Source organism: Pseudarthrobacter raffinosi (assembly GCF_023913835.1).
GTDB lineage: Bacteria > Actinomycetota > Actinomycetes > Actinomycetales > Micrococcaceae > Arthrobacter > Arthrobacter raffinosi.
On sequence record NZ_JAMXBG010000005.1, the window covers coordinates 75581 to 95241 of the forward strand.

Consider the following 19661-nt stretch of genomic DNA (forward strand, 5'->3'; position numbering starts at 1 on the left):
GACCCCCCGTTTCTGCTTCATTGAATGGGTTTAGGTCACTCCCTATGGTGAAACAATGACTAGTTCCAAGCCCGGGATGACCCGCATCGTGGCAGGCGAAAGCGCCGTACCCAAGCGCAAGCGTGCCATCGAGGCGGCCCTGGCCATCGGGCTCGTCTTCCTGATCGCCGCCGGTGCCGTTGTGGCGTCGTCCATCTCCCGTAATACTGCGGCAGAGGCAGCCCTCCCGTCGCCCACTCCGGCCGCAGAACTGAAGCTTGGCTACTTCGGTAACTTGACGCATGCCCCGGCCCTGGTGGGCGTGAAACAGGGGATCCTCGCCCGGAATCTGGGCAACACCAAGCTCAGCACCGAAACTTTCAACGCCGGGCCTGCCGCGATCGAGGCCCTGAACGCCGGCGCCATCGACGCGGCATACATCGGCCCGAATCCCGCGATCAACTCGTTTGTCAAGAGCGAGGGGGAGTCCGTCAGCGTCATCGCGGGCGCCGCAGCGGGTGGGGCGCAGCTGGTTGTGCGTCCGGAAATCAACTCGGCGGCCGAGCTCAAGGGCAAGACCCTGGCCTCGCCTCAGCTGGGCGGCACGCAGGACGTGGCGCTTCGCGCCTGGCTCGGCTCGCAGGGCTACAAGACCAACGTGGACGGCAGCGGCGACGTTTCAATCAACCCCACGGAGAACGCCCAGACGCTGAAACTGTTCCAGGATGGAAAGCTCGACGGCGCGTGGTTGCCTGAGCCGTGGGCGTCCCGTTTGGTGCTCCAGGCCGGAGCCAAGGTCCTGGTGGACGAAAAGGACCTCTGGGACGGCTCGCATTCCGGCAAGGCCGGCGAGTTCCCCACCACCATCCTGATTGTGAATAAGAAGTTCGCCGCCGCGCACCCGGACACCGTGAAAGCCCTGCTGCGCGGCCACGTGGAGTCCGTGGCCTGGCTGAATGACGCGCCTGCCGCAGAGAAAACAAGTGTCATCAACGGCGCCCTGCAGGAATCGGCAGGCGCGGCGCTTCCCGCCGATGTCCTTGACCGAGCCCTGCAGAACGTGGTTTTCACGGTGGATCCGCTCGCGGGAACCTACCCCAAGCTCCTCGAAGACGGCGTGAAAGCCGGCACCACGAAGCAGGCGGACATCACCGGACTGTTCGACCTCCGTGCCCTGAACGAAGTCACCGGGACCGCCGAACGGGCCTCCGCGGCCGGCCTCGGCCAGGACTGACCGCCACCTACCGCACCAACTACTTAAGGACGGGACCATGCCAGTCGTACTGGAAAACCTGGGCAAGCGCTTCGGCGACGGCGCCCCGGTGCTGGACGACGTCAACGCCAATATCGGCGCGGGCGAATTCGTAGCCCTCCTCGGTGCATCCGGCTGCGGCAAATCCACCCTGCTGAACATCATGGCGGGGCTGGAGGTCCCGACGTCGGGCGCCCTTGAAGTACCCAGCGACGGAGCAGCCTTTATGTTCCAGGACGCTGCCCTCTTCCCCTGGCTGACGGCGCGGGAGAACATCGAGCTGGCCCTGAAGCTGCGCGGTGTGGGGAAGGCTGAACGCCGGATCAAGGCCAACGAGCTGCTCGAGCTGGTGCATCTCGGCGAGGCGGGGGACAAGCGTCCGCACGAGCTTTCCGGCGGCATGCGCCAGCGCGTGGCACTGGCCCGTGCCCTGTCGCAGGACCGGCAGCTGCTGCTGATGGATGAGCCGTTTGCCGCCCTGGACGCCATCACCCGCGACCTGCTGCACGACGAGCTGGAACGAATCTGGAAGGAAACCGGGCGGACAATCGTTTTTGTGACCCACAACGTCCGCGAGGCCGTGCGGCTGGGCCAGCGTGTGCTGCTGCTGTCGTCCCGGCCCGGCCGCGTGGTCCAGGAATGGGCCGTCACCGAGGAACACCGAACCGACGCCGGCCTGGCCGGACAGCTGACCGGGGTCATCACCGCCCGGCTGCGGGAGGAGATTCGCCGCCATGCCAAATAACCCCACGCCCCTCGCCGAGACCGAACCGGTGGTCGAGAGCAAGCCGGAAACCCGCAAAGTCCACGCCGCCCTGACCCGAACTTCCACCGGGCATGAGGACCTGCGCGAGCTCGAGGCCGGGCTGGATTCGCTCCAGTCCGACGCCGCGCGCAAGCACCGTATCGACTGGAGCCGTGTGCTTCTGCCCGTCGCGGCCCTCGTGGTCCTTGTCCTGATCTGGCAGTTCTACGTATCCCTGGGCCTCAAGCGCCGCGACCTTGTGCCCGGTCCGCTCGACGTCCTGGGCCAGATCGGCATCCTCTGGGGTGAGGCCAAACTGCAGGAAGCGGTGTGGACCTCGCTGCAGCGCGGGCTGGTCGGGTTCCTGATCAGCGTTGCCATTGCCACGCCGGTGGGGTTGCTGCTGGCCCAGGTTGCGCCGCTGCGCCGTGCCTTCGGGCCGCTGATTTCCGGCCTTCAGGTGCTGCCGTCCGTAGCCTGGGTGCCCGCGGCCATCATCTGGTTTGGGCTTACTGACGCCACGGTCTACTTCGTGGTGTTTATGGGTGCGATCCCGTCCATCATCAACGGGCTGATCTCCGGCGTGGATCAGATCCCGCCGCAGTACCGACGGGTGGGCACCGTCCTGGGTGCGAACCGTTTCCAGATGGCCGTACAGATCATCTTGCCTGCCGCGCTGCCCGGCTACCTCAGCGGGCTCAAACAGGGCTGGGCGTTCTCCTGGCGGTCGCTTATGGCCGCGGAAATCATCGCCGTGGGCGGCACCATCGGCTTCGGCCTCGGCTCCATGCTGAACCAGGGCCGCGACTTGGCCGACATGACTATCGTGATGTCCGCAATCCTGCTGATCCTGGCCGTCGGTATCCTCATTGAGCTGCTGGTGTTCGCGCCGATCGAGAAGCGCCTCCTCCGCAGCCGAGGCCTCCTCTCGGGAAGCACCCGCTAGGCCGCACCGGCAACGCCCCGCAAAACCCAACCCCCGCGAAACCTAACAGCAGAGCCCGACGGCGAGTCCCGCCGTCGGGCTCTGCTGCTGCTTCCGCGACCAATGTGGGTCTGGCAGACTGGCGCCATGACCGTAAGCTTCGTGTGCCGCACCGAGTCCGCACTGCCCCCGGAGCGTCTGTTCGACCTCGCGCGCAGCGTTGACGCCCACGTGGACTCGCAGCGGGGTGCGGGGGAGCGGGCCATTGCGGGAGTCATGTCCGGGCTGATCGATGAAGGCCAGGAAGTGACCTGGCGGGCCCGGCACTTCGGCGTTCCGCTAACCATGACCAGCCGCATCACAGCGCTGGAGTTTCCCGCCAGCTTCACGGATGATCAGGTCAGGGGGCCGTTCAAGTCATTCCGCCATGTCCATGAGTTCCAGGCCACTGAGACTGGCAGCATCATGACGGACCGCGTCGAATTCACCGCGCCATTCGGCATTCGGGGGCGCCTCGCTGAGCGGCTGATTCTCCGCGGTTACCTGCAACGCCTAATCGCGCACCGTGGCCGGTTCCTGGCGGGCCCTTGGACAGCATGAAGCGTCCTTAACGGGAAGACGTCGCGGAGCGGCTGGATGCCGTGGTGGTGGAGTTCACCAGAATGATCGTCGAAACCGAGGCGCAGCAGCGGACCATGTTGAGGCTTTCCCTGGAGCAGCCGGGGGACGGGCCCGGAGCCTGCCCTTGCGGCAGGGGCGTGCGATCGCCTGGATCTCGGAGGCGCTTGCCCCGCTCCAGGGCCAATGGGCCGGCCAGGACATTCAACGGCTGGTCCTGGCGATCCGCAGCGCCAGGGGCATTGAATCCCTGGTCTGGCTGACGGACGTCGGCGGCCTGAGCAGGGAATATGACGCGGCTCTCGGTCCTGAGGGGTATATCTTGGGACTTATCCGGAGTCATCAGGGCGGGCGTTGCGCGATGTGAGGAAGACCATGGAACGTGCGGTGGGGGCAGGCGGGGGCGTACTGGCGGGGATAGGTTCTACGCCACTGATCGAGCTGGGCAAAGTGGTACCGGCGGGATCGGCCAGGGTGCTCGCGAAGCTGGAGTTTGCGAACCCTACCGGGAGCATGAAGGACCGGATGGCCGTGGCCGCGATCAGGGGTGCAGAAGCCCGCGGCGACCTCAGCCCGGGTGACACCGTCGTCGAGTACACTGCCGGGACAACAGGCATCTCGCTCGCGTTGGTCTGCGCAGCCGAAGGTTACCGGCTCCACGTCGTTTTTTCGGACGCGTTCAGCGATGAGAAGCGCCGCACCATGGAGGCGCTCGGAGCAACGGTCGAGGACGTGCCAAGCGACCACGGAAAAATCACGGAGCAGCTGATCAAAGCGATGATCGCCCGGGCGGGTGAACTGAGCGCGCAGCCGGGCCATTGGGCCTGCGACCAGCTCAACAACCGGGATGCGATCACGGGTTACCTCGCCTTGGGCCAGGAAATCTGGCAGCAGTCCTATGGCCGCGTCGACGCTTTCGTCCAGTTCGTCGGCACCGCCCACTCGATCCACGGCACGGCGCGTGCCCTTCGCGCCCACCTTCCCGGGCTGCGGGTCGTCGCCGTCGAGCCGGCCGAGTCTGCCGTACTCTCCGGGGGCCCGACGGGCTCGCACCGGATCGAGGGGACCGGCATCGGCTTTATTCCCCCGCTTTGGGAGCCAGCGGAGGTGGATGCGATTGAACGGGTCTCATCCGACGAAGCGATGGCGATGAGCCGGCGGCTTGCCCGCGAGGAAGGCATCTTTGCCGGGACCTCCTCCGGAGGAAATGTCGTGGCCGCGCTGCGTGTGGCCGAACAGCTCGGTCCAGACGCAACCGTTGTCACCGTCATGGTCGACTCCGGCTTCCGCTATCTCAGTACTGGACTGTACGGCCAATAGCCGGGACTCACAGGGCGACGCCCTCACCGGACTCCTTCATTCCGTCGGACCCTTGTTCTGGTCCGGGCATCTTCCTAGACTCTGGAATAGGCCGGCAGGCGGCCGATTCCGCTGATGTTCTTGAGGAGACTGCAATGGTGCTTAACTTTGGAGTACTGGCACTGGTCGAGGCCAAGCCGGGCAAGGAGCAGGACGTCTGGGACTTCCTCAGCGGAGGCCGTGACATCGTGGCCACCGAGCCGGGCACTAAAACCTGGTACGCCTTCCGCGTCGACGAAAACACCTTCGGCATCTTCGACACCTTCGAGACTGAGGAAGCGCGGCAGGAGCATCTCAACGGTGCCATCCCGGCGGCGCTCGGCGAACACGGCCCAAGCCTCCTGGCCAGGGATCCCAACATCCGGCTGATCGAGCTCATCGCCGTGAAGTAGCCCCGAACCGGGACAGCACCGAATGTGACGCCCCGTTACCCTACGTGAACTGGTGTTTCCGCTGCCGTTGTTGGTGAAACGACGCGGCCCTACCGTTGATTCATGGCAATTCAGGATATTTACCCCACAGCACTGCGGCTGCTCGGCCGCCCCGTGCTGGTGGTGGGCGGCGGCCCCGTGGCAGCCCGCCGCGCCAAGGGTCTGCTCGACGCCGGTGCGCGGGTCACCGTCGTGGCTCCCGTTGCCTCCGCCGCGCTCCGCGAACTGGCCGACGCCGGCCTCCTCACTTGGGAGCCGCGCACATACCTTGCGTCCGACGTCGACGGCGTCTGGTTCGTCCAGACGGCCACCGGCGATCCCGCCGTGGACACCCAGGTGTCGGTCGACGCCGAGGCGCAGCGCATCTGGTGCGTCAACGCCTCCAACCACGAAGCCTCAGCCGCGTGGACGCCCGCCGTCGCCGTGGTGGATGACGTGCAGATCGCCGTGAACGCCGGGGGAGACCCGCGCCGTGCCATGGCCCTGCGTGACGCCGTCGCCACCGCACTGGAAACCGGCGACCTCCCGCTGCGCCGCCGTCGTGCGTCTGCGGGCTCCGTGGCCCTTGTGGGTGGCGGTCCCGGCGACACCGGCCTCATCACCGTCCGCGGCCGCAGGCTGCTCGGCCAGGCCGACGTTGTGGTGGCAGACCGCCTCGGCCCGCGCGAACTGCTCAACGAACTTGCCCCCGACGTCCGCGTGATCGAAGTGGGCAAGACCCCCGGCCACCATCCCGTGCCGCAGGCCGAGATCAACCGGATCCTGGTGGACGAAGCCCTGATGGGGCACCGCGTGGTCCGGCTCAAGGGTGGCGATCCGTACGTCCTGGGCCGCGGCGGCGAGGAAGCCGAATACTGCCGGCAGCACGGCGTCGAGGTTGAAGTTGTCTCCGGCGTGACGTCCGCGATCTCCGTTCCGGCCGCCGCCGGCATCCCCGTGACTCACCGCGGCCTGGCCAAGGGCTTCAGTGTGGTCACCGGCCACGAGGAGCTGTCCGAGGTCCCCGCCCGGGCAGATCACACCATCATCCTGCTGATGGGCGTGGCCGCACTTCGGGATTCGGCCGCTGCCCTGGCCGGCGCCGGTTTGCCTCAGGACACTCCAGTTGGCATCGTTGAGAACGGCTATCTGCCGAATCAGCGCGTGACGATCGGCACGCTCGGTTCCATCGCCGACCAGGCGGAAGCCACCGGCGTCGCAAATCCTGCCGTGATTGTGATCGGCGACGTTGTCCGCGTCAGCCCGTTCGCGCCGTCGCACTTCAAGACAGCGGACTACAGCACCACCACCCCGAACAGCCCCCGCACCACCGCAAGAGCCCTCACCACCTAGCCACCCACCCAACTAGGTAGCGCTAACTGTCGTTATGAGCCCTCAAAACGACAGTTAGTGCTACCTAGTTGGGCCGGTACGAACAAAAGGAACACAGCCGTGTCATCAAGCACCTCCGTAGGATCTGCCGAGCGTCCGCTGCGCGTTGCCGTTGTGGGCTCCGGCCCGGCCGGCGTCTACGCCGCGGACATCCTCACCAAGAGCGAAGCCGTCAAGAGCGGCGAGCTCACCGTGAGCATCGACCTCTTTGACCGCTACCCGGCACCCTACGGTCTGATCCGCTACGGAGTGGCCCCGGACCACCCGCGCATCAAGGGCATCGTCAACGCCCTGCACAAGGTCCTGGACCGCGGCGACATCCGCTTCTTCGGCAACGTGGATTACGGCACGGACATCTCCATCGAGGACCTCCGCACGCACTACGACGCCGTCATCTTCGCCACCGGCGCCATCAAGGACGCGGACCTGAACATCCCGGGCATCGAGCTGGACGGCTCCTACGGCGGAGCGGACTTCGTCTCCTGGTACGACGGCCACCCCGACGTCGCCCGCGAATGGCCGCTGGACGCCAAGGAAATCGCCGTGATCGGCAACGGCAACGTGGCCCTGGACGTGGCCCGTGTCCTGTCCAAGCACGCCGACGACCTGCTGGTCTCCGAAATCCCGGACAACGTTTACGCAGGCCTGAAGAACTCGCCCGTCACGGACGTGCACGTCTTCGGCCGCCGTGGCCCGGCCCAGGTCAAGTTCACGCCGCTGGAGCTCCGCGAACTGAGCCACTCCAAGGACGTGGACATCATCCTTTACGCCGAGGACTTCGAGTTCGACGAGGAATCGGACCGCCAGATCCAGAGCAACAACCAGACCAAAACCATGGTGGGCACCCTCACCAACTGGATCGCCGAGCAGCCCGAGGACCTTTCCGAGCTGACCGCCTCCCGCCGCCTGCACCTGCACTTCCTGCACAGCCCGGTGGAAATTTACGACGACGCCGTGGCGCCGGGCAAGGTTGCCGGCATGAAGTTCGAGCGCACCGAGCTGGACGGCACGGGCAACGCCCGCGGCACCGGCGAGTTCGTGGACTACCCGGTCCAGGCCGTCTACCGCTCGATCGGCTACTTCGGTTCGGCGCTCCCGGAGATCGAATTCGACCACAAGAAGGGCGTGGTACCGAACGACGGCGGCCGCGTCCTGGATGCCGCCGGCACCCACGTGCCGGGCATCTACGCCACCGGCTGGATCAAGCGCGGACCGGTAGGCCTGATCGGCCACACCAAGGGCGACGCACTCGAGACCGTGACGTACCTGATGGAAGACCGCGAAAACCTGCCGGTCGCCGCTGTTCCCGAGGCGGACGCCGTCGTCGAACTCCTCGACGCCCGCGGGGTGAAGTTCACCAGCTGGGAAGGCTGGCTCGCGCTGGACGCGCACGAGCTCGCCCTTGGTGCCGCGGCCACGGAGGCCGGCGGTTCGCACGGTGTTGAGGTCAAGCGTGAGCGCATCAAGGTGGTGCCGCGCGAGGACATGGTTGCCATCTCCCGCGACGGCGTGGCCGCGAACGTCTAGTCCGAGCCAGCACCCGCACAACAGCGCGAACAGGCAGCTAATGACCGCAAACCGCAAATTTGAGGTCATTAGCTGCCGGTTCGCGCTTTTTCGTCCGGGGCCCTACATCCTGCCAAAACGGGCCCGGACCAGCGCGAACAGGCCGTAGCAGATAAAGCCCGCCCCGATGGCGACGAGCAGGTGCGGGCCGAACGGATGGTCGCGGAGTGCCTTAAGGCTGCCGTCCAGACCGGTTGATTCCTCGGGACTCTGCTTCCCGGCGGCGATCACAAACAACAGCCCGGCCAGGTTCAGCGCGATTCCCTTAGCCACGTGGCCCGTTACGCCCAAGGTATCAATCAGCCTGCCGCGGCGGGTGCCCTCGAACCGGAAGAGCTCGTCCTTGAACCCGCGCCGGACACCCTTGACCACAAAGTAGACGCCGACGCCCATCGTGGTCAGGCCCACCGCCACCAGCACAGGCAGCCCGAACGGCGCATCCAGGAGGGCGGTGCTGAAATCCCGGGTGGTGTCTCCCGAGTCTCCGCGAATTCCCACGGCGAACCCCGCAAAGCTGAGCCCCACGCTGCCATAGGCAATGGTCAGGCATCCTGACGAGATCAGTTTTCCCCAGCGCTTCGCACTGGGCAGGTGCCGGGCACGCAGGGTGGCTTCACTCAGTTGCCACAACGCCAGGCCGGTGCACGCCACCACACACGACCACAGCACGGCCGGTCCCCACGGGTTGGCGCCCAGCTGCTCGATGGCACCGGTGGCTTCCGCCTGCCCCGGCTGACCGAAGGCCAGGGCGATGGCAATGACGCCAACAATGATGTGGAGCAGGGCCATCACGGCAAAACCCGAGCGCGCCACAACGTCCAGCGCCTTGGTGTCGGACGCCTCCTCGACGGCGTCTGCCGCCTCGCTGATGCTGGATTCCCCGTCTGCCATTGTTGCCGTTCGTCGGTCTTTAGGCGTGCAGTGTGCCGGCTCCGGGCCAGGTCATGTGCGTCTGTCTATGGCGAAGATATTACGCGCAACCATGGTGGAAGTCGGGGTTTCGTAACAGTGGTAAGTGTGCTTATCATAGCTTGTCAATGACCTTACGGGGCACAGCCAGTACAGACCGCACCAGCGGCATTTCGGAACCAGTTCGACGTTAGGAAACCACATCATGGCAGGAAATCTTGTTGCCCGGTCCGTTCACGATCTGAGCGCTGCGGCATGGTTCGGCGGCGCGCTGATGGGAGCCATTGGTCTGAACGGGGCGACGGCGGAGGCCAAGGATCCGACGGAACGTACCCGTCTTTCCAGCGCGGGCTGGATGAAGTGGGCTCCGATCCAGACTGCGGCTTTCGCCGCGCACCTGGTGGCTGACCTCGCCATCGCGTGGGAAAACAAGGGACGCATCGCGAAGCAGGACGGTGTGGCCCGCGATACCGCGATCAAGACGGCGGTCACGGTTGCCGGTGCCGCCGTGACACTCTACGCCGGCATCCTTGGCAAGAAGGTAGAAAGGCTCGCGGACGAGGGAGCGCGGGGCGCCACCGAGCCGAATCCCGGTGCGTCCGAGGAACTGCAGTCGGCTCAGCAGCAGCTCAAGGTGCTGCAGTGGGCCGTCCCGGCCTTCGCTGCCGCGGTGATTGTCCTGGGTGCCAAGCACGGCGAGATGCAGCGGCCCAAGAACGTGTTCCAGGGCCTCCGCCCCTAAGCGGTAGCGGCAGTACTAAGACGCGGTGACGCCCGACGGCGGTTCGGCACCCAGGTGCCGGACCGTCGTCGGGCGCTGTGCTTGCGACGCGCAAAGCGGCTGGCGACGCGCAGAAGAGCTGGCGCGCCCGATATTTCCAGCGCGCCAGGGAATAGGCGCCTCGATTTTGAAGAGCCGGCTCAGACTGGCTGGCTGTTGGGCGGCGGGAGGTCCGGATTCATGTCCTCAAGGTTCGGATCCTCAGCGGTCCACACCTGAATGACAGCCCAGATGACGGCCGCCATGGGGACAGACAGGACCGCGCCGATGATGCCCGCCAGGATGGTGCCGGCAGTCAGGGCCATCAGGATCACCAGCGCGTGAAGCTGGAGCGACTTGCCCATCACGATCGGCTGCAGCAGGTCACCCTCCAGCTGGTTCACGGCGATCACCACGGCCACCACGATCAGCGCCACCACCGGACCGTTGGCCACGAGGGCCACCAGGGCCGCGAGGATGCCGGCAACCGTGGCTCCCACCAGCGGGATGAAAGCGGTCATGAAGATGATGATGGCCAGCGGGAACGCCAGTGGAACCTGCAGGATCAGGAGTGCCGCGCCGATGGCCACGGCATCCACCAGGGCCACGATGGCGGTGCCGCGGACGTAGCCGCCCAGGACTTCGAGCGTGCGGCTGCCCACCCGGCGGAGTTTTGCTTCCCGCTGCCCGCTGAAGGGTCGCAGGAAGAAGTTCCAGATTTTGGCGCCGTCCTTGAGGAAGAAGAACAGGATGACCACCATCAGTGCGCTTCCGGCCAGGAACTCTGTCACCACGGACAGTCCGGTGATGGCACCCGAGCGGACCTGGCTGCTGGTGGCAAACTGGATGATCCCCTCCCGTGCCTGGTTCAGCTGCTCCCGGTCGATCGGAATTGGACCGGTGAGCAGGAACTGCTCCAGCTCGTCCAGTCCCGAGGAGGCCTGCTGCGCCAGCTCGGCCCACTGGCTCCGGACGGAGAAGTAGATGACCGTCCCCACGCCGGCCAGCAGGAGCAGGAGCGCCACAAACGCCAGTCCCGTGGCCGCGGCGCCCGGCAGACCGCGGCGGCGGAGCACGTTGACGAACGGGCCGATGGCCGCGGCAAGGATCAGGGCGATCAGGACCGGAATGACCAGAAGCTTGATCTGCATCAGGGCGTACACAGAGACCACGGCCACTGCCAGGATCAGCAGGACCTGGGCCGAACGGATACCCACTCTTCCCAGCCCGTCGGCCCACAGCGCGCCGGGCGGCTTCCGCTCCCGAGGCTTCGCCGGGGTCACTTCGCTCGGGGTTTCTTCGTTCGGGGCCTGGTGGGTTGCTCGTGACATGGAAACTCCTGGTCATCGGCGGGCACCCGGGATGCGGGAGGCCCCCGGGGCGTAACTACCTGCGTCAGGTAGTAAGCCTACTGATGGGGCTGGCCCGCGGAGAAACCACACCTTCGCGCGCCCCTGAAAGTAGGTAGCACTAAGTGTCGTTATGAGCGCTCATAACGACACTTAGTGCTACCTAGTTGGGCCATCAGGCAGGAACTGGACCTACGCCCGCAGCCACTCCGCGCAGGTGTTCAGGTTCTGGTTGACGCTGGCCACCGCGGCGTCGGCGTCGTGGGCCTCGATCGCATCCACCAGGGCGCCGTGGCCCTCGTACGTGAGGCCGTCCAGCCGGCCCTTGCGCTGCTGTTTGAGCAGGTCCTGGTGGAACACGTCACCGAAACTGACGTAGAGCTCGTGCAGCAGCGGGTTCCCAGAGGCCCGGGCAACGCGCGCATGGAAGTCCCAGTCCGCCCGGGCCCAACCCTCGAAGTCTGCGGCGTTCCAGGCGACTTCCCGGGTGGCGAGCACGGCACGCAGTGCGGCGACGTCGTCGGCCGTTGCATTCCGGGCGGCAAGACGCGCCGCCTGGGTATCCAGGCCCAGCCTGACCTCGAGGATGTGTTCGTCCGTGTGGTCCTGGTACATGCGCCGGGCGGCGCCGGACATCTCGCTGGTGGCGCGGACGTAGGTGCCGTCGCCGCGGCGGACCTCCAGCATCCCGCTGTGGGCCAGGGCCTTGATGGCTTCGCGCAACGTGCCGCGCGAGACGCCCAGGCGCTGCATCAGTTCCGGTTCAGAGGGGATGCGCTGGTCCAAGGGCCACTCGCCGGAGTGGATCATCTGCCGGAGTTTGGCGGTGACCTCGTCGGCGAGAGGCTGGCGGTGTGAGGTGCTCAGGGTCATGGCGTCCTACTACTTCAGGCCGGACAAGGGGGCACGCGAGATCAGGTGGGCCACCACCACTTGGACCACGGCGAGGCCCAGCAGCAGTGCCAGTGGCAGGGTCCAGCCTCCGGTAGCGCTGAACAGCAGACCCGCACCGAAGGGGCCGGCAGTCGCCAGCAAGTAGCCGGTGGACTGCGCCAGCGTGGACAAGGCCGTGGTCTCGGCAGTGCTTGTCCCGCTCCGGCTGATCATCACCATCACCAGGGGGAAAATTCCCAGGCCGAAGCCCAGCAGGACCGCGGGAATGACGGCCAGGCCCACCGGCAGGAACAGCAGCGAGGCCATGCCGGCCACCATCATGAGGCTGACCAGATACAGCGCGGGGCGGAGCATCCGGGGCCGGGAGCCGATGGCGATCATCAACATGCCGGCCGGCACAGAGACCAGCTGCATGAGCCCGTACATCAGGCCGCTGTCCGCCGCGTTGAGCCCCATGCTGATCAGGATGGAAGGGAACCAGCTGATGAGCGCGTACGCGAGCAGCGACTGGAGAGCGAAGATGGCCGTGAGCAGCTGGCCCTTCGGGGTGCGGAGCAGTGGCCACGGGGAGATGCGGACAGCCGTGCTCCGGACGCTGTTGCGGTGCGCATGCAGAACGACGGGCAGGAAGCCCAGGAAGGCAGCCACCGCCAGGAACCCGATTACGCCCACCGCGGCGGACGGCGAGCCGAGCGCCAGGGCCAGCGGGACCACGGCGACCGCGGTGACAGTGGCGCCGGTGGTCATAGTGACGGTGTACAGCGCGGTCATCGCCGAGGTCCGGTGGGCAAAATGCTCGCGAATGAACGACGGCATGGCCACATTGCACACCGCCAGGCCGGACATCCCCACCACGGTGCCCGCCACCAGCATGCCCGTTGCCGGGATCCCGCGGAGCAGCAGCCCGCCGGCCAGGAAACCAAGCGCCAGCAGGATTGCCTTCTCGACGCCGAGCCGTCCGGTCAGCCATGACGTCGCCGCCCCGGCCACCGCAAAACAGAGCGTGGGGATGGACGGGATGATCGCCGCCACCAGCGGCCCGTAGCCCAGGACCTGCTGAAAATCATGGAGGAGGGCAGAAGCACCCGCGATCCCCGCCCGCAGGTTCAGCCCAATCAGCACCAGCGCGATGACTCCGAAGACGACGGCGGAGCGCGGCTTGGGCGGCGCTTCGGACAGCGTCGGGGCATCGGAGGGGGCAACAGTCATGTCTTAACGTTAGACGTTAGACGTTTGATGTCTAGAATTCTGTGGTGAACCTCTCCCCGTCGTTAACGTTGGGGCAATAGACTCGGGCCACGAGAGTTCAGTCCCGGGCTCGTAAGAACTCGTCCAGCTGGATCTGGCGCCCATCAACGTGGAAGGACGGCCGGGCATGGCTTTGCAGGCAGTTGAGGTCGAAAAGAAGTACGACGTCGGTCATGACGCTGAGGTGCCTTCGCTCGCGGAGATCCCCGGGGTAGTCAGGGTGGGGGAGCCTCACGTGGACACCTTGGAAGCGGTGTACTTCGACACAGCAAGTCACACGCTCGCCTCCCGCGATATCACCCTTCGCCGCCGCACGGGAGGAGTCGACGCCGGCTGGCACCTGAAGCTGACCGTGGAGGGCCCCCGGTCCGGTGACGGGTCCGGCGGCTCCGGCTCGGAACCCCAGCGGCGCCGCGAGCTGCACGCCCCGCTGGGCCAGCCCGGCGTCGTTCCTGACAGCCTTTTGGCGCACGTGCTGGCCTACCTCCGCGGCGAGGACGCCGCCCCGGTGGTCCGGCTGAAAACCCAGCGGACCACCTATGCGTTATATGGCGCGGACGGTGTCCACCTGGCGGACCTGGCGGATGACCGCGTGAGCGCAGAGCTGCTCGGCGCTGCGGGCGGCGCGGGCGCCGCGGTTGGGGACGCGGCAGCGCCCGAGGGGGAGGCCCGGACGCGGCAGTGGCGTGAATGGGAGCTCGAGCTGGTGCACGGGAGTCCGGAACTGTTCCCGGCCGCTGAGGAAATCCTGGCGGCCGCCGGGGCGCTCCCGGCCAAGCACGGCTCCAAGCTGGCAAAAGTCCTGGCACTGCCTGCCAGGGAGTCCGGTGCCGCTGCCGGCCCAAAAAGTCCTGGTATAAAGGGGCCCGTGTCGGACCTCCTGACCGCCTACCTGGCTGAGCAGATCAGCGAGATCCTGGCGCACGATCCCGGCATCCGCCTGGAGGAACCCGAGGCTGTGCACGACCTTCGGTCGGCCACCCGCCGGGCCCGTTCGGCGCTGCAAGCCTACCGGCGGTTCTACAATGCCCTGGCTGTGCGGCACCTCGGTGCCGAGCTCAAATGGCTTGGCCGCGTGCTGGGCGTGCCGCGGGACGCTGAAGTCATGCTGGACCGCCTGCGCGCGCATACGGCGGAGCTGCCCCCGGTACTGGCCTCGGCGGTGAAGGACCGGCTGGAGGATGACCTCGGAGCGAGCCGGGACGCAGCCCACCGGAAACTCCAGATGGCGATGGTTTCCGCGCGCTATTTCCAACTGCTGGACGGCCTCGAGGCCTTCCTTGACAACCCGCCGGTCCGCCCGGGCGCCGCAGCCCCGGCCCGCAAGGCGGCGGTCAAGCTGGTGGCCAAGGCAGCCAAAAGGCTGGAGCGCGCAGCCAGGACAGCCAGGCGAACACACAGGGGAGCCGAGCACGAGACGGCGCTGCACCAGGTGCGCAAGGACGCCAAGCGGCTGCGGCACGTGGCGGAATCCGTGGAGCCGGTCCACGGCAAGCACGCCACGAAAATCGCCAAGGCCGCGCGCCGCCAGCAGCAGATCCTCGGCGATTTCCACGACAGCGTGGTGGCCCGGGACCTGCTGGCCAAGCTGGCGGCGGCGCCGGACCTGCCCGAGGCCGTCGCGTCAGCCTACGTCACGCTCCATACCCGGCAGGTGCAGCTCGCGGCCGAGGCCGAAGCTGAGTACCGGAAGGAACAAAAGAAGTCCCGGAAGTTCCTCCGGGGGACGGTCATTTAGGGCAGCTGGCCTACCTGGCCTGCCGCGCTCCGAGCCGCGACACGGCGAGCGCCAACCACAGCTGCACACGGTCCGCCGTGACCGAAGGATCGTAGCCGGTCAGCTCGGTGATCTGCGCCAGCCGGTACCGTACGGTGTTCCGGTGCAGGGTCAGGGCTTCGGCGACGGCGGCCACGGAACCGTTCTTGCTCAGGTAACTTTCCAGGGTGGTCACGAGTTCCGCGCCGTGGGCGGCGTCGAAGGCTCGCAGCGGGTTCAGTGACTCGTGGGCCATGTCGGCCAGGGGAACGTCTTCGCTGGCCAGCAGCAGGGAGGTCAGGCTCAGCCGTTCCGGCTCGTTCACCGGCAGGCCGTGGCTGGCCGCGTCGCGGGCCTCGAAGTAGCTCCAGCGCAGGCCGTTCGGCTTGGTGTACGCGCCGCCGATGCCGATCGTCGCGTGGATCCCTGCCTCAGCCAGGTGGTCGCTGAGTCTCCGGGCCAGCGCAGGTGCCGCGCCGCCGTCGTCGTTGATCACCACCACCAGATCCTTCCCGACGACGGCGGCCACCGCGTTCTCCAGCGGCTGCGGTACGGAGGTGCTCACCAGTGCCTTGTGATGGGCGGCGGACACCGCCAGCAGCACCACGTTCTTGCGCGTGCTGTTCAGGCCCACACCGGCCAGGCGCCGCTGGGCCTCGCTGGTCTCCAGGGAGCCGTGGATGACGTCCTCCAGCACCTGGCCACACAGTGCGCGCTGGGCCTGGCGCTGCTTGACCATGTTGTTCAGCTCCACGCTGATCAGGTTCTGGGCGTAGCCGATAATGCCGGAATCCTCGAACGGCTGGCGAACCCACAGCGTGCAGGCATCGCGGCGGCCGGTGGGGATGGGGTAGGAGGCCCACGTGTCAGCGAAGGGGAGCTCGGTGCTGCTGTTGTATAGGTGGGCGGTGAACTGGGTGAGGGCAATCTCTGTCCTCAGCATGCCGCCCAGGTGCTTGAGGAGCTGGGTGAGGCCGCCGCCGGTGAGGAGGGCGCGTGCCAGGATCTGGTGGCCCGCGATCAGGCGCTCCAGCTTGGCGACATGATCAGCGGCCTGCGCTTCCGCCACCAGCTTGCCGATGGCAATGAACGGAGTCTCGTAAGGCACCTGGACGATCGGCAGCCCCCAGCGGTTGGCCTCGGCAATCAGGGCCGGCGGGACGGCGTCGTGCGTCAGCCCTGTCCCGAACCCGATGCCCACGGCTCCGGCGCGCTGGACCTGCCGGACGAAGCGCCGCTGCTCGGGCGCGGACCGCAGGCGCATGCCGGTGGTGAGCACCAGTTCGCCGCCGCTGAGGAAACGCTGCGGGTCCTCCAGCTCCGTGACGGCAACCCAGTTGATGTCCTCGTGCCAGGTGGTCTCGGCAAGGCCTGCATTGGACAGGTGGAGGGAGTGCACGCCGAGCAGGGTGGCGAGGGAAATGGCCATGGCTCAAGGATAGACGGACGCTGGTCAACCGCACTAAACATTGCGGCCAAGGGTGTGCAGGTGGCTATTCCCCGGGGGAAGGTGCTGGCATAGGCTCAAGGCAGTCGCAACCATCCGCTTCGCAGCTGATGTTCCCTATGAAAGAGGTTGTACACCGTGGTTCAAACCTTGCAGAACTTCATCAACGGTGAGTTCGTCACGCCCGCGGGCACTGACCTGCTGGACATCGTCAATCCCACCAACGGCGAGGTAGTGGCGCAGTCGCCCGTGTCCATCCAGGCTGACGTCGATGCCGCCATGACCGCGGCCAAGGACGCCTTCAAGTCCTGGAAGCACGTCACCCCCGGACAGCGCCAGCTTATGCTGCTCAAACTCGCCGACGCCGTTGAAGCCAACAGCGACGAACTTGTCGAGGCCCAGCACCGCAACACCGGGCAGGTCCGCTCCCTGATTGCCTCCGAGGAAATTGCAGCCGGCGCCGACCAGCTCCGCTTCTTCGCCGGTGCCGCGCGCATCCTGGAAGGCAAGTCCGCGGGCGAGTACTTCGAAGGCCACACCTCCTACGTGCGCCGCGAACCCATCGGTGTGGTGGCCCAGGTTGCGCCGTGGAACTACCCGTTCCTGATGGCCATCTGGAAGATCGGCCCTGCGCTCGCGGCCGGCAACACCGTAGTCCTCAAGCCCTCCGACACCACCCCCGAATCCACCCTGGTGCTGGCCCGCCTGGCCGGCGACATCCTGCCTGCCGGCGTGCTGAACGTGGTGCTGGGAACCGGCGAAACCGGCGCCATGATGGTGGAACACCGGGTCCCCGGCCTGGTCTCCATCACGGGCTCGGTCCGCGCCGGCATCGCCGTGGCCTCCGGAGCCGCGAAGGGCCTTAAGCGCGCCCACCTGGAGCTCGGCGGCAAGGCCCCGGCCATCGTGTTCAAGGACGCCGACATCAAGAAGAGCGCCGCGGCCATCGCCGAGTTCGCGTTCTTCAACGCCGGCCAGGACTGCACCGCCATCACCCGCGTGCTGGTGGAGGATTCGGTCCACGACGACGTAGTGGCGGCCATGGTGGAGTACACCAAGACCCTGCACACCGGCTCGCAGAACGACGAAGAGAACTACTTCGGCCCGCTGAACAACGTGAACCACTTCAACGCCGTCACCTCCGTGGTGGAGCACCTCCCGGAAAACTGCAAGGTTGTCACGGGCGGGCACCGCGCCGGGGATAAGGGCTTCTTCTTCGAACCCACCATCGTCACCGGCGCCAAGCAGACGGACGACATCGTCCAGCAGGAAACCTTCGGCCCGGTCATCACGGTGCAGAAGTTCTCCTCCGAGGCGGAGGCACTCGAGCTGGCGAACGACGTCGAATACGCCCTCGCGTCCAGCGTCTGGACATCCGACCACGGCACGGCGATGCGGATGAGCCGCGACCTGGACTTCGGCGCGGTCTGGATCAACACGCACATCCTCCTGACGGCCGAAATGCCGCACGGCGGCTTCAAGCAGTCCGGTTACGGCAAGGACCTCTCCATGTACGGCGTGGAGGACTACACGCGCATCAAGCACGTCATGAGCGCACTCGACGCCTAGCAACTCTCCCGGTGGTCGAGCTTGCCGAGACCCCGCCCCGCAGAAAGAAGAAGACCCCCATGAGCACCACAGCAAGTGAAATCACCTTCCGCCTGGAGCAGAAGCGCCGTGTCCAGGCCGACTTCCCGGGCCCCAAGTCCATCGCCCTGACCGAGCGCCGCAAGGCAGTGGTCGCCGCGGGCGTCGCGTCCGCCGTTCCCGTTTACGTGGCAGACGCCGACGGCGGCATCATCCACGACGTCGACGGCAACTCCTTCATCGACCTCGGCTCGGGCATCGCGGTGACCAGCGTCGGCGCGTCCGATCCCGCCGTCGTCGGGGCCGTGAAGGAAGCCGTGGAGCACTTCACGCACACCTGCTTTATGGTCACCCCGTACGAAAGCTACGTGGCACTCGCGGAACAGCTCAACCGCCTGACCCCGGGCGACCACGAGAAGCGGACCGTGCTGTTCAACTCCGGCGCCGAGGCAGTGGAAAACGCCGTCAAGGTGGCCCGCCTCGCCACCGGGCGTGACGCCGTCGTCGCCTTTGACCACGCCTACCACGGCCGCACCAACCTGACCATGGCGCTGACCGCGAAGGCCATGCCGTACAAGACCAACTTCGGCCCGTTCGCGCCCGAGGTCTACCGCATGCCCATGAGCTACCCGTACCGCGAGGAGAACCCCTCGATCACCGGTGCCGAGGCCGCCAAGCGCGCCATCACCATGATCGAGAAGCAGATCGGCGGCGACCAGGTGGCCGCGATCATCATCGAACCCATCCAGGGCGAGGGCGGCTTCATTGTCCCGGCCGAAGGCTTCCTGCCGGCACTGGCCGCGTGGGCCAAGGCCAACGGCGTGGTGTTCATCGCCGACGAGGTCCAGTCCGGTTTCTGCCGCACCGGCGAGTGGTTCGCGGTGGACCACGAGGGCGTTGTCCCGGACATCATCACCATGGCCAAGGGCATCGCGGGCGGCATGCCGCTGTCCGCGATCACCGGCCGCGCGGACCTGCTCGATGCCGTCCACCCGGGCGGCCTGGGCGGCACCTACGGCGGCAACCCTGTTGCGTGCGCCGCCGCGCTGGCCGCGATCGGGTCCATGGAGGAATACAACCTCGCCGGACGTGCGCGTCACATCGAGCAGCTCGCCACGGAACGCCTGCAGGAACTGCAGGCCGAACTGGCAGGCGCCGGGAAGTCCGTGATCGGCGACATCCGCGGCCGCGGCGCGATGCTGGCCGTCGAACTGGTCCAGGCCGGCTCCAAGGAACCCAACCCCGAGCTGACCAAGGCCGTGGCCGCTGCCTGCCTCAAGGAGGGTGTCATCATCCTCACCTGCGGCACCTACGGCAACGTCATCCGCCTGCTGCCCCCGCTGGTCATCACCGACGACCTGCTGAACGACGGCCTGGACGTCCTGGCAGCGGCCATCAAGGCCAACGCCTAGGACCCCGCCCCACAGAGTTAGCGCCCCCTCGCAACGGCGCGAACGAACACTTG

17 protein-coding genes are annotated in these 19661 nt (G+C 66.8%); 12 read left to right on the forward strand and 5 right to left on the reverse strand.

Translation table 11 applies throughout. The features are described from left to right. Positions 1 to 76: 76 nt before the first annotated feature. From NG697_RS06590 to NG697_RS06625, 8 genes are all read left to right on the forward strand, one after another. Complete coding sequence (locus NG697_RS06590; protein WP_252613922.1) at positions 77 to 1213, forward strand: ABC transporter substrate-binding protein; 1137 nt, start codon at positions 77 to 79, stop codon at positions 1211 to 1213. Between the two features lie 37 nt (positions 1214 to 1250). Further along, positions 1251 to 1976 (forward strand): ABC transporter ATP-binding protein, encoded by a 726-nt coding sequence (locus NG697_RS06595; protein WP_141141322.1) that lies wholly within the window; start codon positions 1251 to 1253, stop codon positions 1974 to 1976. Next, positions 1966 to 2922, forward strand: coding sequence for an ABC transporter permease (locus tag NG697_RS06600; RefSeq protein WP_252608398.1), 957 nt, complete (start codon positions 1966 to 1968; stop codon positions 2920 to 2922). The genes NG697_RS06595 and NG697_RS06600 overlap by 11 nt, the downstream gene beginning before the upstream one ends. Positions 2923 to 3048: 126 nt before the next feature. Further along, positions 3049 to 3501, forward strand: coding sequence for an SRPBCC family protein (locus NG697_RS06605; RefSeq protein WP_252608400.1), 453 nt, complete (start codon positions 3049 to 3051; stop codon positions 3499 to 3501). A gap of 393 nt (positions 3502 to 3894) precedes the next feature. After that, entirely contained in the window at positions 3895 to 4839 is a 945-nt protein-coding gene (locus NG697_RS06610; protein ID WP_252569818.1) for a PLP-dependent cysteine synthase family protein, read from the forward strand. A 134-nt stretch (positions 4840 to 4973) separates the two neighbouring features. Continuing rightward, the gene (locus tag NG697_RS06615; RefSeq protein ID WP_252613838.1) at positions 4974 to 5270 is read left to right on the forward strand and encodes a putative quinol monooxygenase; all 297 of its coding nucleotides are present in this window, start codon (positions 4974 to 4976) and stop codon (positions 5268 to 5270) included. 102 nt (positions 5271 to 5372) lie between these two features. Continuing rightward, positions 5373 to 6641: a uroporphyrinogen-III C-methyltransferase gene (gene cobA / locus NG697_RS06620; RefSeq protein ID WP_252613839.1), complete on the forward strand. Its 1269-nt coding sequence runs from the start codon at positions 5373 to 5375 to the stop codon at positions 6639 to 6641. Positions 6642 to 6740: 99 nt separating this feature from the next. Continuing rightward, positions 6741 to 8207 carry an FAD-dependent oxidoreductase gene (locus NG697_RS06625; RefSeq protein WP_252608404.1) on the forward strand — a complete coding sequence of 489 codons (1467 nt, stop codon included), beginning with the start codon at positions 6741 to 6743 and terminating at the stop codon, positions 8205 to 8207. A 102-nt stretch (positions 8208 to 8309) separates the two neighbouring features. Here the strand turns inward: NG697_RS06625 and NG697_RS06630 are convergent, their stop codons facing one another. Then, complete coding sequence (locus tag NG697_RS06630) at positions 8310 to 9137, reverse strand: DUF1206 domain-containing protein (protein WP_252608406.1); 828 nt, start codon at positions 9135 to 9137, stop codon at positions 8310 to 8312. 223 nt (positions 9138 to 9360) lie between these two features. On the opposite strand from NG697_RS06630, the gene NG697_RS06635 reads away from it, so the two are divergent. Then, positions 9361 to 9897: a hypothetical protein gene (locus NG697_RS06635; RefSeq protein ID WP_252608407.1), complete on the forward strand. Its 537-nt coding sequence runs from the start codon at positions 9361 to 9363 to the stop codon at positions 9895 to 9897. A gap of 179 nt (positions 9898 to 10076) precedes the next feature. Here NG697_RS06635 and NG697_RS06640 read toward each other — a convergent pair whose 3' ends face one another. The 3 genes from NG697_RS06640 to NG697_RS06650 all read right to left on the reverse strand — a co-directional run bounded on the left by NG697_RS06640 (position 10077) and on the right by NG697_RS06650 (position 13367). Next, the gene (locus NG697_RS06640) at positions 10077 to 11246 is read right to left on the reverse strand and encodes an AI-2E family transporter (RefSeq protein WP_252598520.1); all 1170 of its coding nucleotides are present in this window, start codon (positions 11244 to 11246) and stop codon (positions 10077 to 10079) included. A 210-nt stretch (positions 11247 to 11456) separates the two neighbouring features. Continuing rightward, positions 11457 to 12137 carry a FadR/GntR family transcriptional regulator gene (locus NG697_RS06645; protein ID WP_252613840.1) on the reverse strand — a complete coding sequence of 227 codons (681 nt, stop codon included), beginning with the start codon at positions 12135 to 12137 and terminating at the stop codon, positions 11457 to 11459. Positions 12138 to 12146: 9 nt separating this feature from the next. After that, positions 12147 to 13367, reverse strand: coding sequence for an MFS transporter (locus NG697_RS06650; protein WP_252613841.1), 1221 nt, complete (start codon positions 13365 to 13367; stop codon positions 12147 to 12149). Between the two features lie 166 nt (positions 13368 to 13533). Here NG697_RS06650 and NG697_RS06655 point away from each other — a divergent pair, with 166 nt between their 5' ends. Next, positions 13534 to 15144 (forward strand): CYTH and CHAD domain-containing protein, encoded by a 1611-nt coding sequence (locus NG697_RS06655; protein ID WP_252613842.1) that lies wholly within the window; start codon positions 13534 to 13536, stop codon positions 15142 to 15144. A 10-nt stretch (positions 15145 to 15154) separates the two neighbouring features. On the opposite strand, the gene NG697_RS06660 is transcribed toward NG697_RS06655, so the two are convergent. After that, a complete protein-coding gene (locus tag NG697_RS06660) occupies positions 15155 to 16591 on the reverse strand; it encodes a PucR family transcriptional regulator (protein WP_252613843.1) in 1437 nt (478 codons plus the stop codon). A gap of 156 nt (positions 16592 to 16747) precedes the next feature. Here NG697_RS06660 and NG697_RS06665 point away from each other — a divergent pair, with 156 nt between their 5' ends. Then, the gene (locus NG697_RS06665; protein ID WP_252613844.1) at positions 16748 to 18178 is read left to right on the forward strand and encodes a gamma-aminobutyraldehyde dehydrogenase; all 1431 of its coding nucleotides are present in this window, start codon (positions 16748 to 16750) and stop codon (positions 18176 to 18178) included. A 59-nt stretch (positions 18179 to 18237) separates the two neighbouring features. Next, positions 18238 to 19608 carry a 4-aminobutyrate--2-oxoglutarate transaminase gene (gabT, locus tag NG697_RS06670; RefSeq protein WP_252598514.1) on the forward strand — a complete coding sequence of 457 codons (1371 nt, stop codon included), beginning with the start codon at positions 18238 to 18240 and terminating at the stop codon, positions 19606 to 19608. The last annotated feature ends 53 nt before the right edge of the window (positions 19609 to 19661 follow it).

Excerpts from the sequence above, each read along its gene's own strand:
- NG697_RS06590 (WP_252613922.1), top strand. The coding sequence starts at position 77 with ATGACCCGCATCGTGGCAGGCGAAAGCGCCGTACCCAAGCGCAAGCGT.
- NG697_RS06595 (WP_141141322.1), top strand. The coding sequence starts at position 1,251 with ATGCCAGTCGTACTGGAAAACCTGGGCAAGCGCTTCGGCGACGGCGCC.
- NG697_RS06600 (WP_252608398.1), top strand. The coding sequence starts at position 1,966 with ATGCCAAATAACCCCACGCCCCTCGCCGAGACCGAACCGGTGGTCGAG.
- NG697_RS06605 (WP_252608400.1), top strand. The coding sequence starts at position 3,049 with ATGACCGTAAGCTTCGTGTGCCGCACCGAGTCCGCACTGCCCCCGGAG.
- NG697_RS06610 (WP_252569818.1), top strand. The coding sequence starts at position 3,895 with ATGGAACGTGCGGTGGGGGCAGGCGGGGGCGTACTGGCGGGGATAGGT.
- NG697_RS06615 (WP_252613838.1), top strand. The coding sequence starts at position 4,974 with ATGGTGCTTAACTTTGGAGTACTGGCACTGGTCGAGGCCAAGCCGGGC.
- cobA (WP_252613839.1), top strand. The coding sequence starts at position 5,373 with ATGGCAATTCAGGATATTTACCCCACAGCACTGCGGCTGCTCGGCCGC.
- NG697_RS06630 (WP_252608406.1), bottom strand. The coding sequence starts at position 9,137 with ATGGCAGACGGGGAATCCAGCATCAGCGAGGCGGCAGACGCCGTCGAG.
- NG697_RS06635 (WP_252608407.1), top strand. The coding sequence starts at position 9,361 with ATGGCAGGAAATCTTGTTGCCCGGTCCGTTCACGATCTGAGCGCTGCG.
- NG697_RS06640 (WP_252598520.1), bottom strand. The coding sequence starts at position 11,246 with ATGTCACGAGCAACCCACCAGGCCCCGAACGAAGAAACCCCGAGCGAA.
- NG697_RS06645 (WP_252613840.1), bottom strand. The coding sequence starts at position 12,137 with ATGACCCTGAGCACCTCACACCGCCAGCCTCTCGCCGACGAGGTCACC.
- NG697_RS06650 (WP_252613841.1), bottom strand. The coding sequence starts at position 13,367 with ATGACTGTTGCCCCCTCCGATGCCCCGACGCTGTCCGAAGCGCCGCCC.
- NG697_RS06655 (WP_252613842.1), top strand. The coding sequence starts at position 13,534 with ATGGCTTTGCAGGCAGTTGAGGTCGAAAAGAAGTACGACGTCGGTCAT.
- NG697_RS06660 (WP_252613843.1), bottom strand. The coding sequence starts at position 16,591 with ATGGCCATTTCCCTCGCCACCCTGCTCGGCGTGCACTCCCTCCACCTG.
- gabT (WP_252598514.1), top strand. The coding sequence starts at position 18,238 with ATGAGCACCACAGCAAGTGAAATCACCTTCCGCCTGGAGCAGAAGCGC.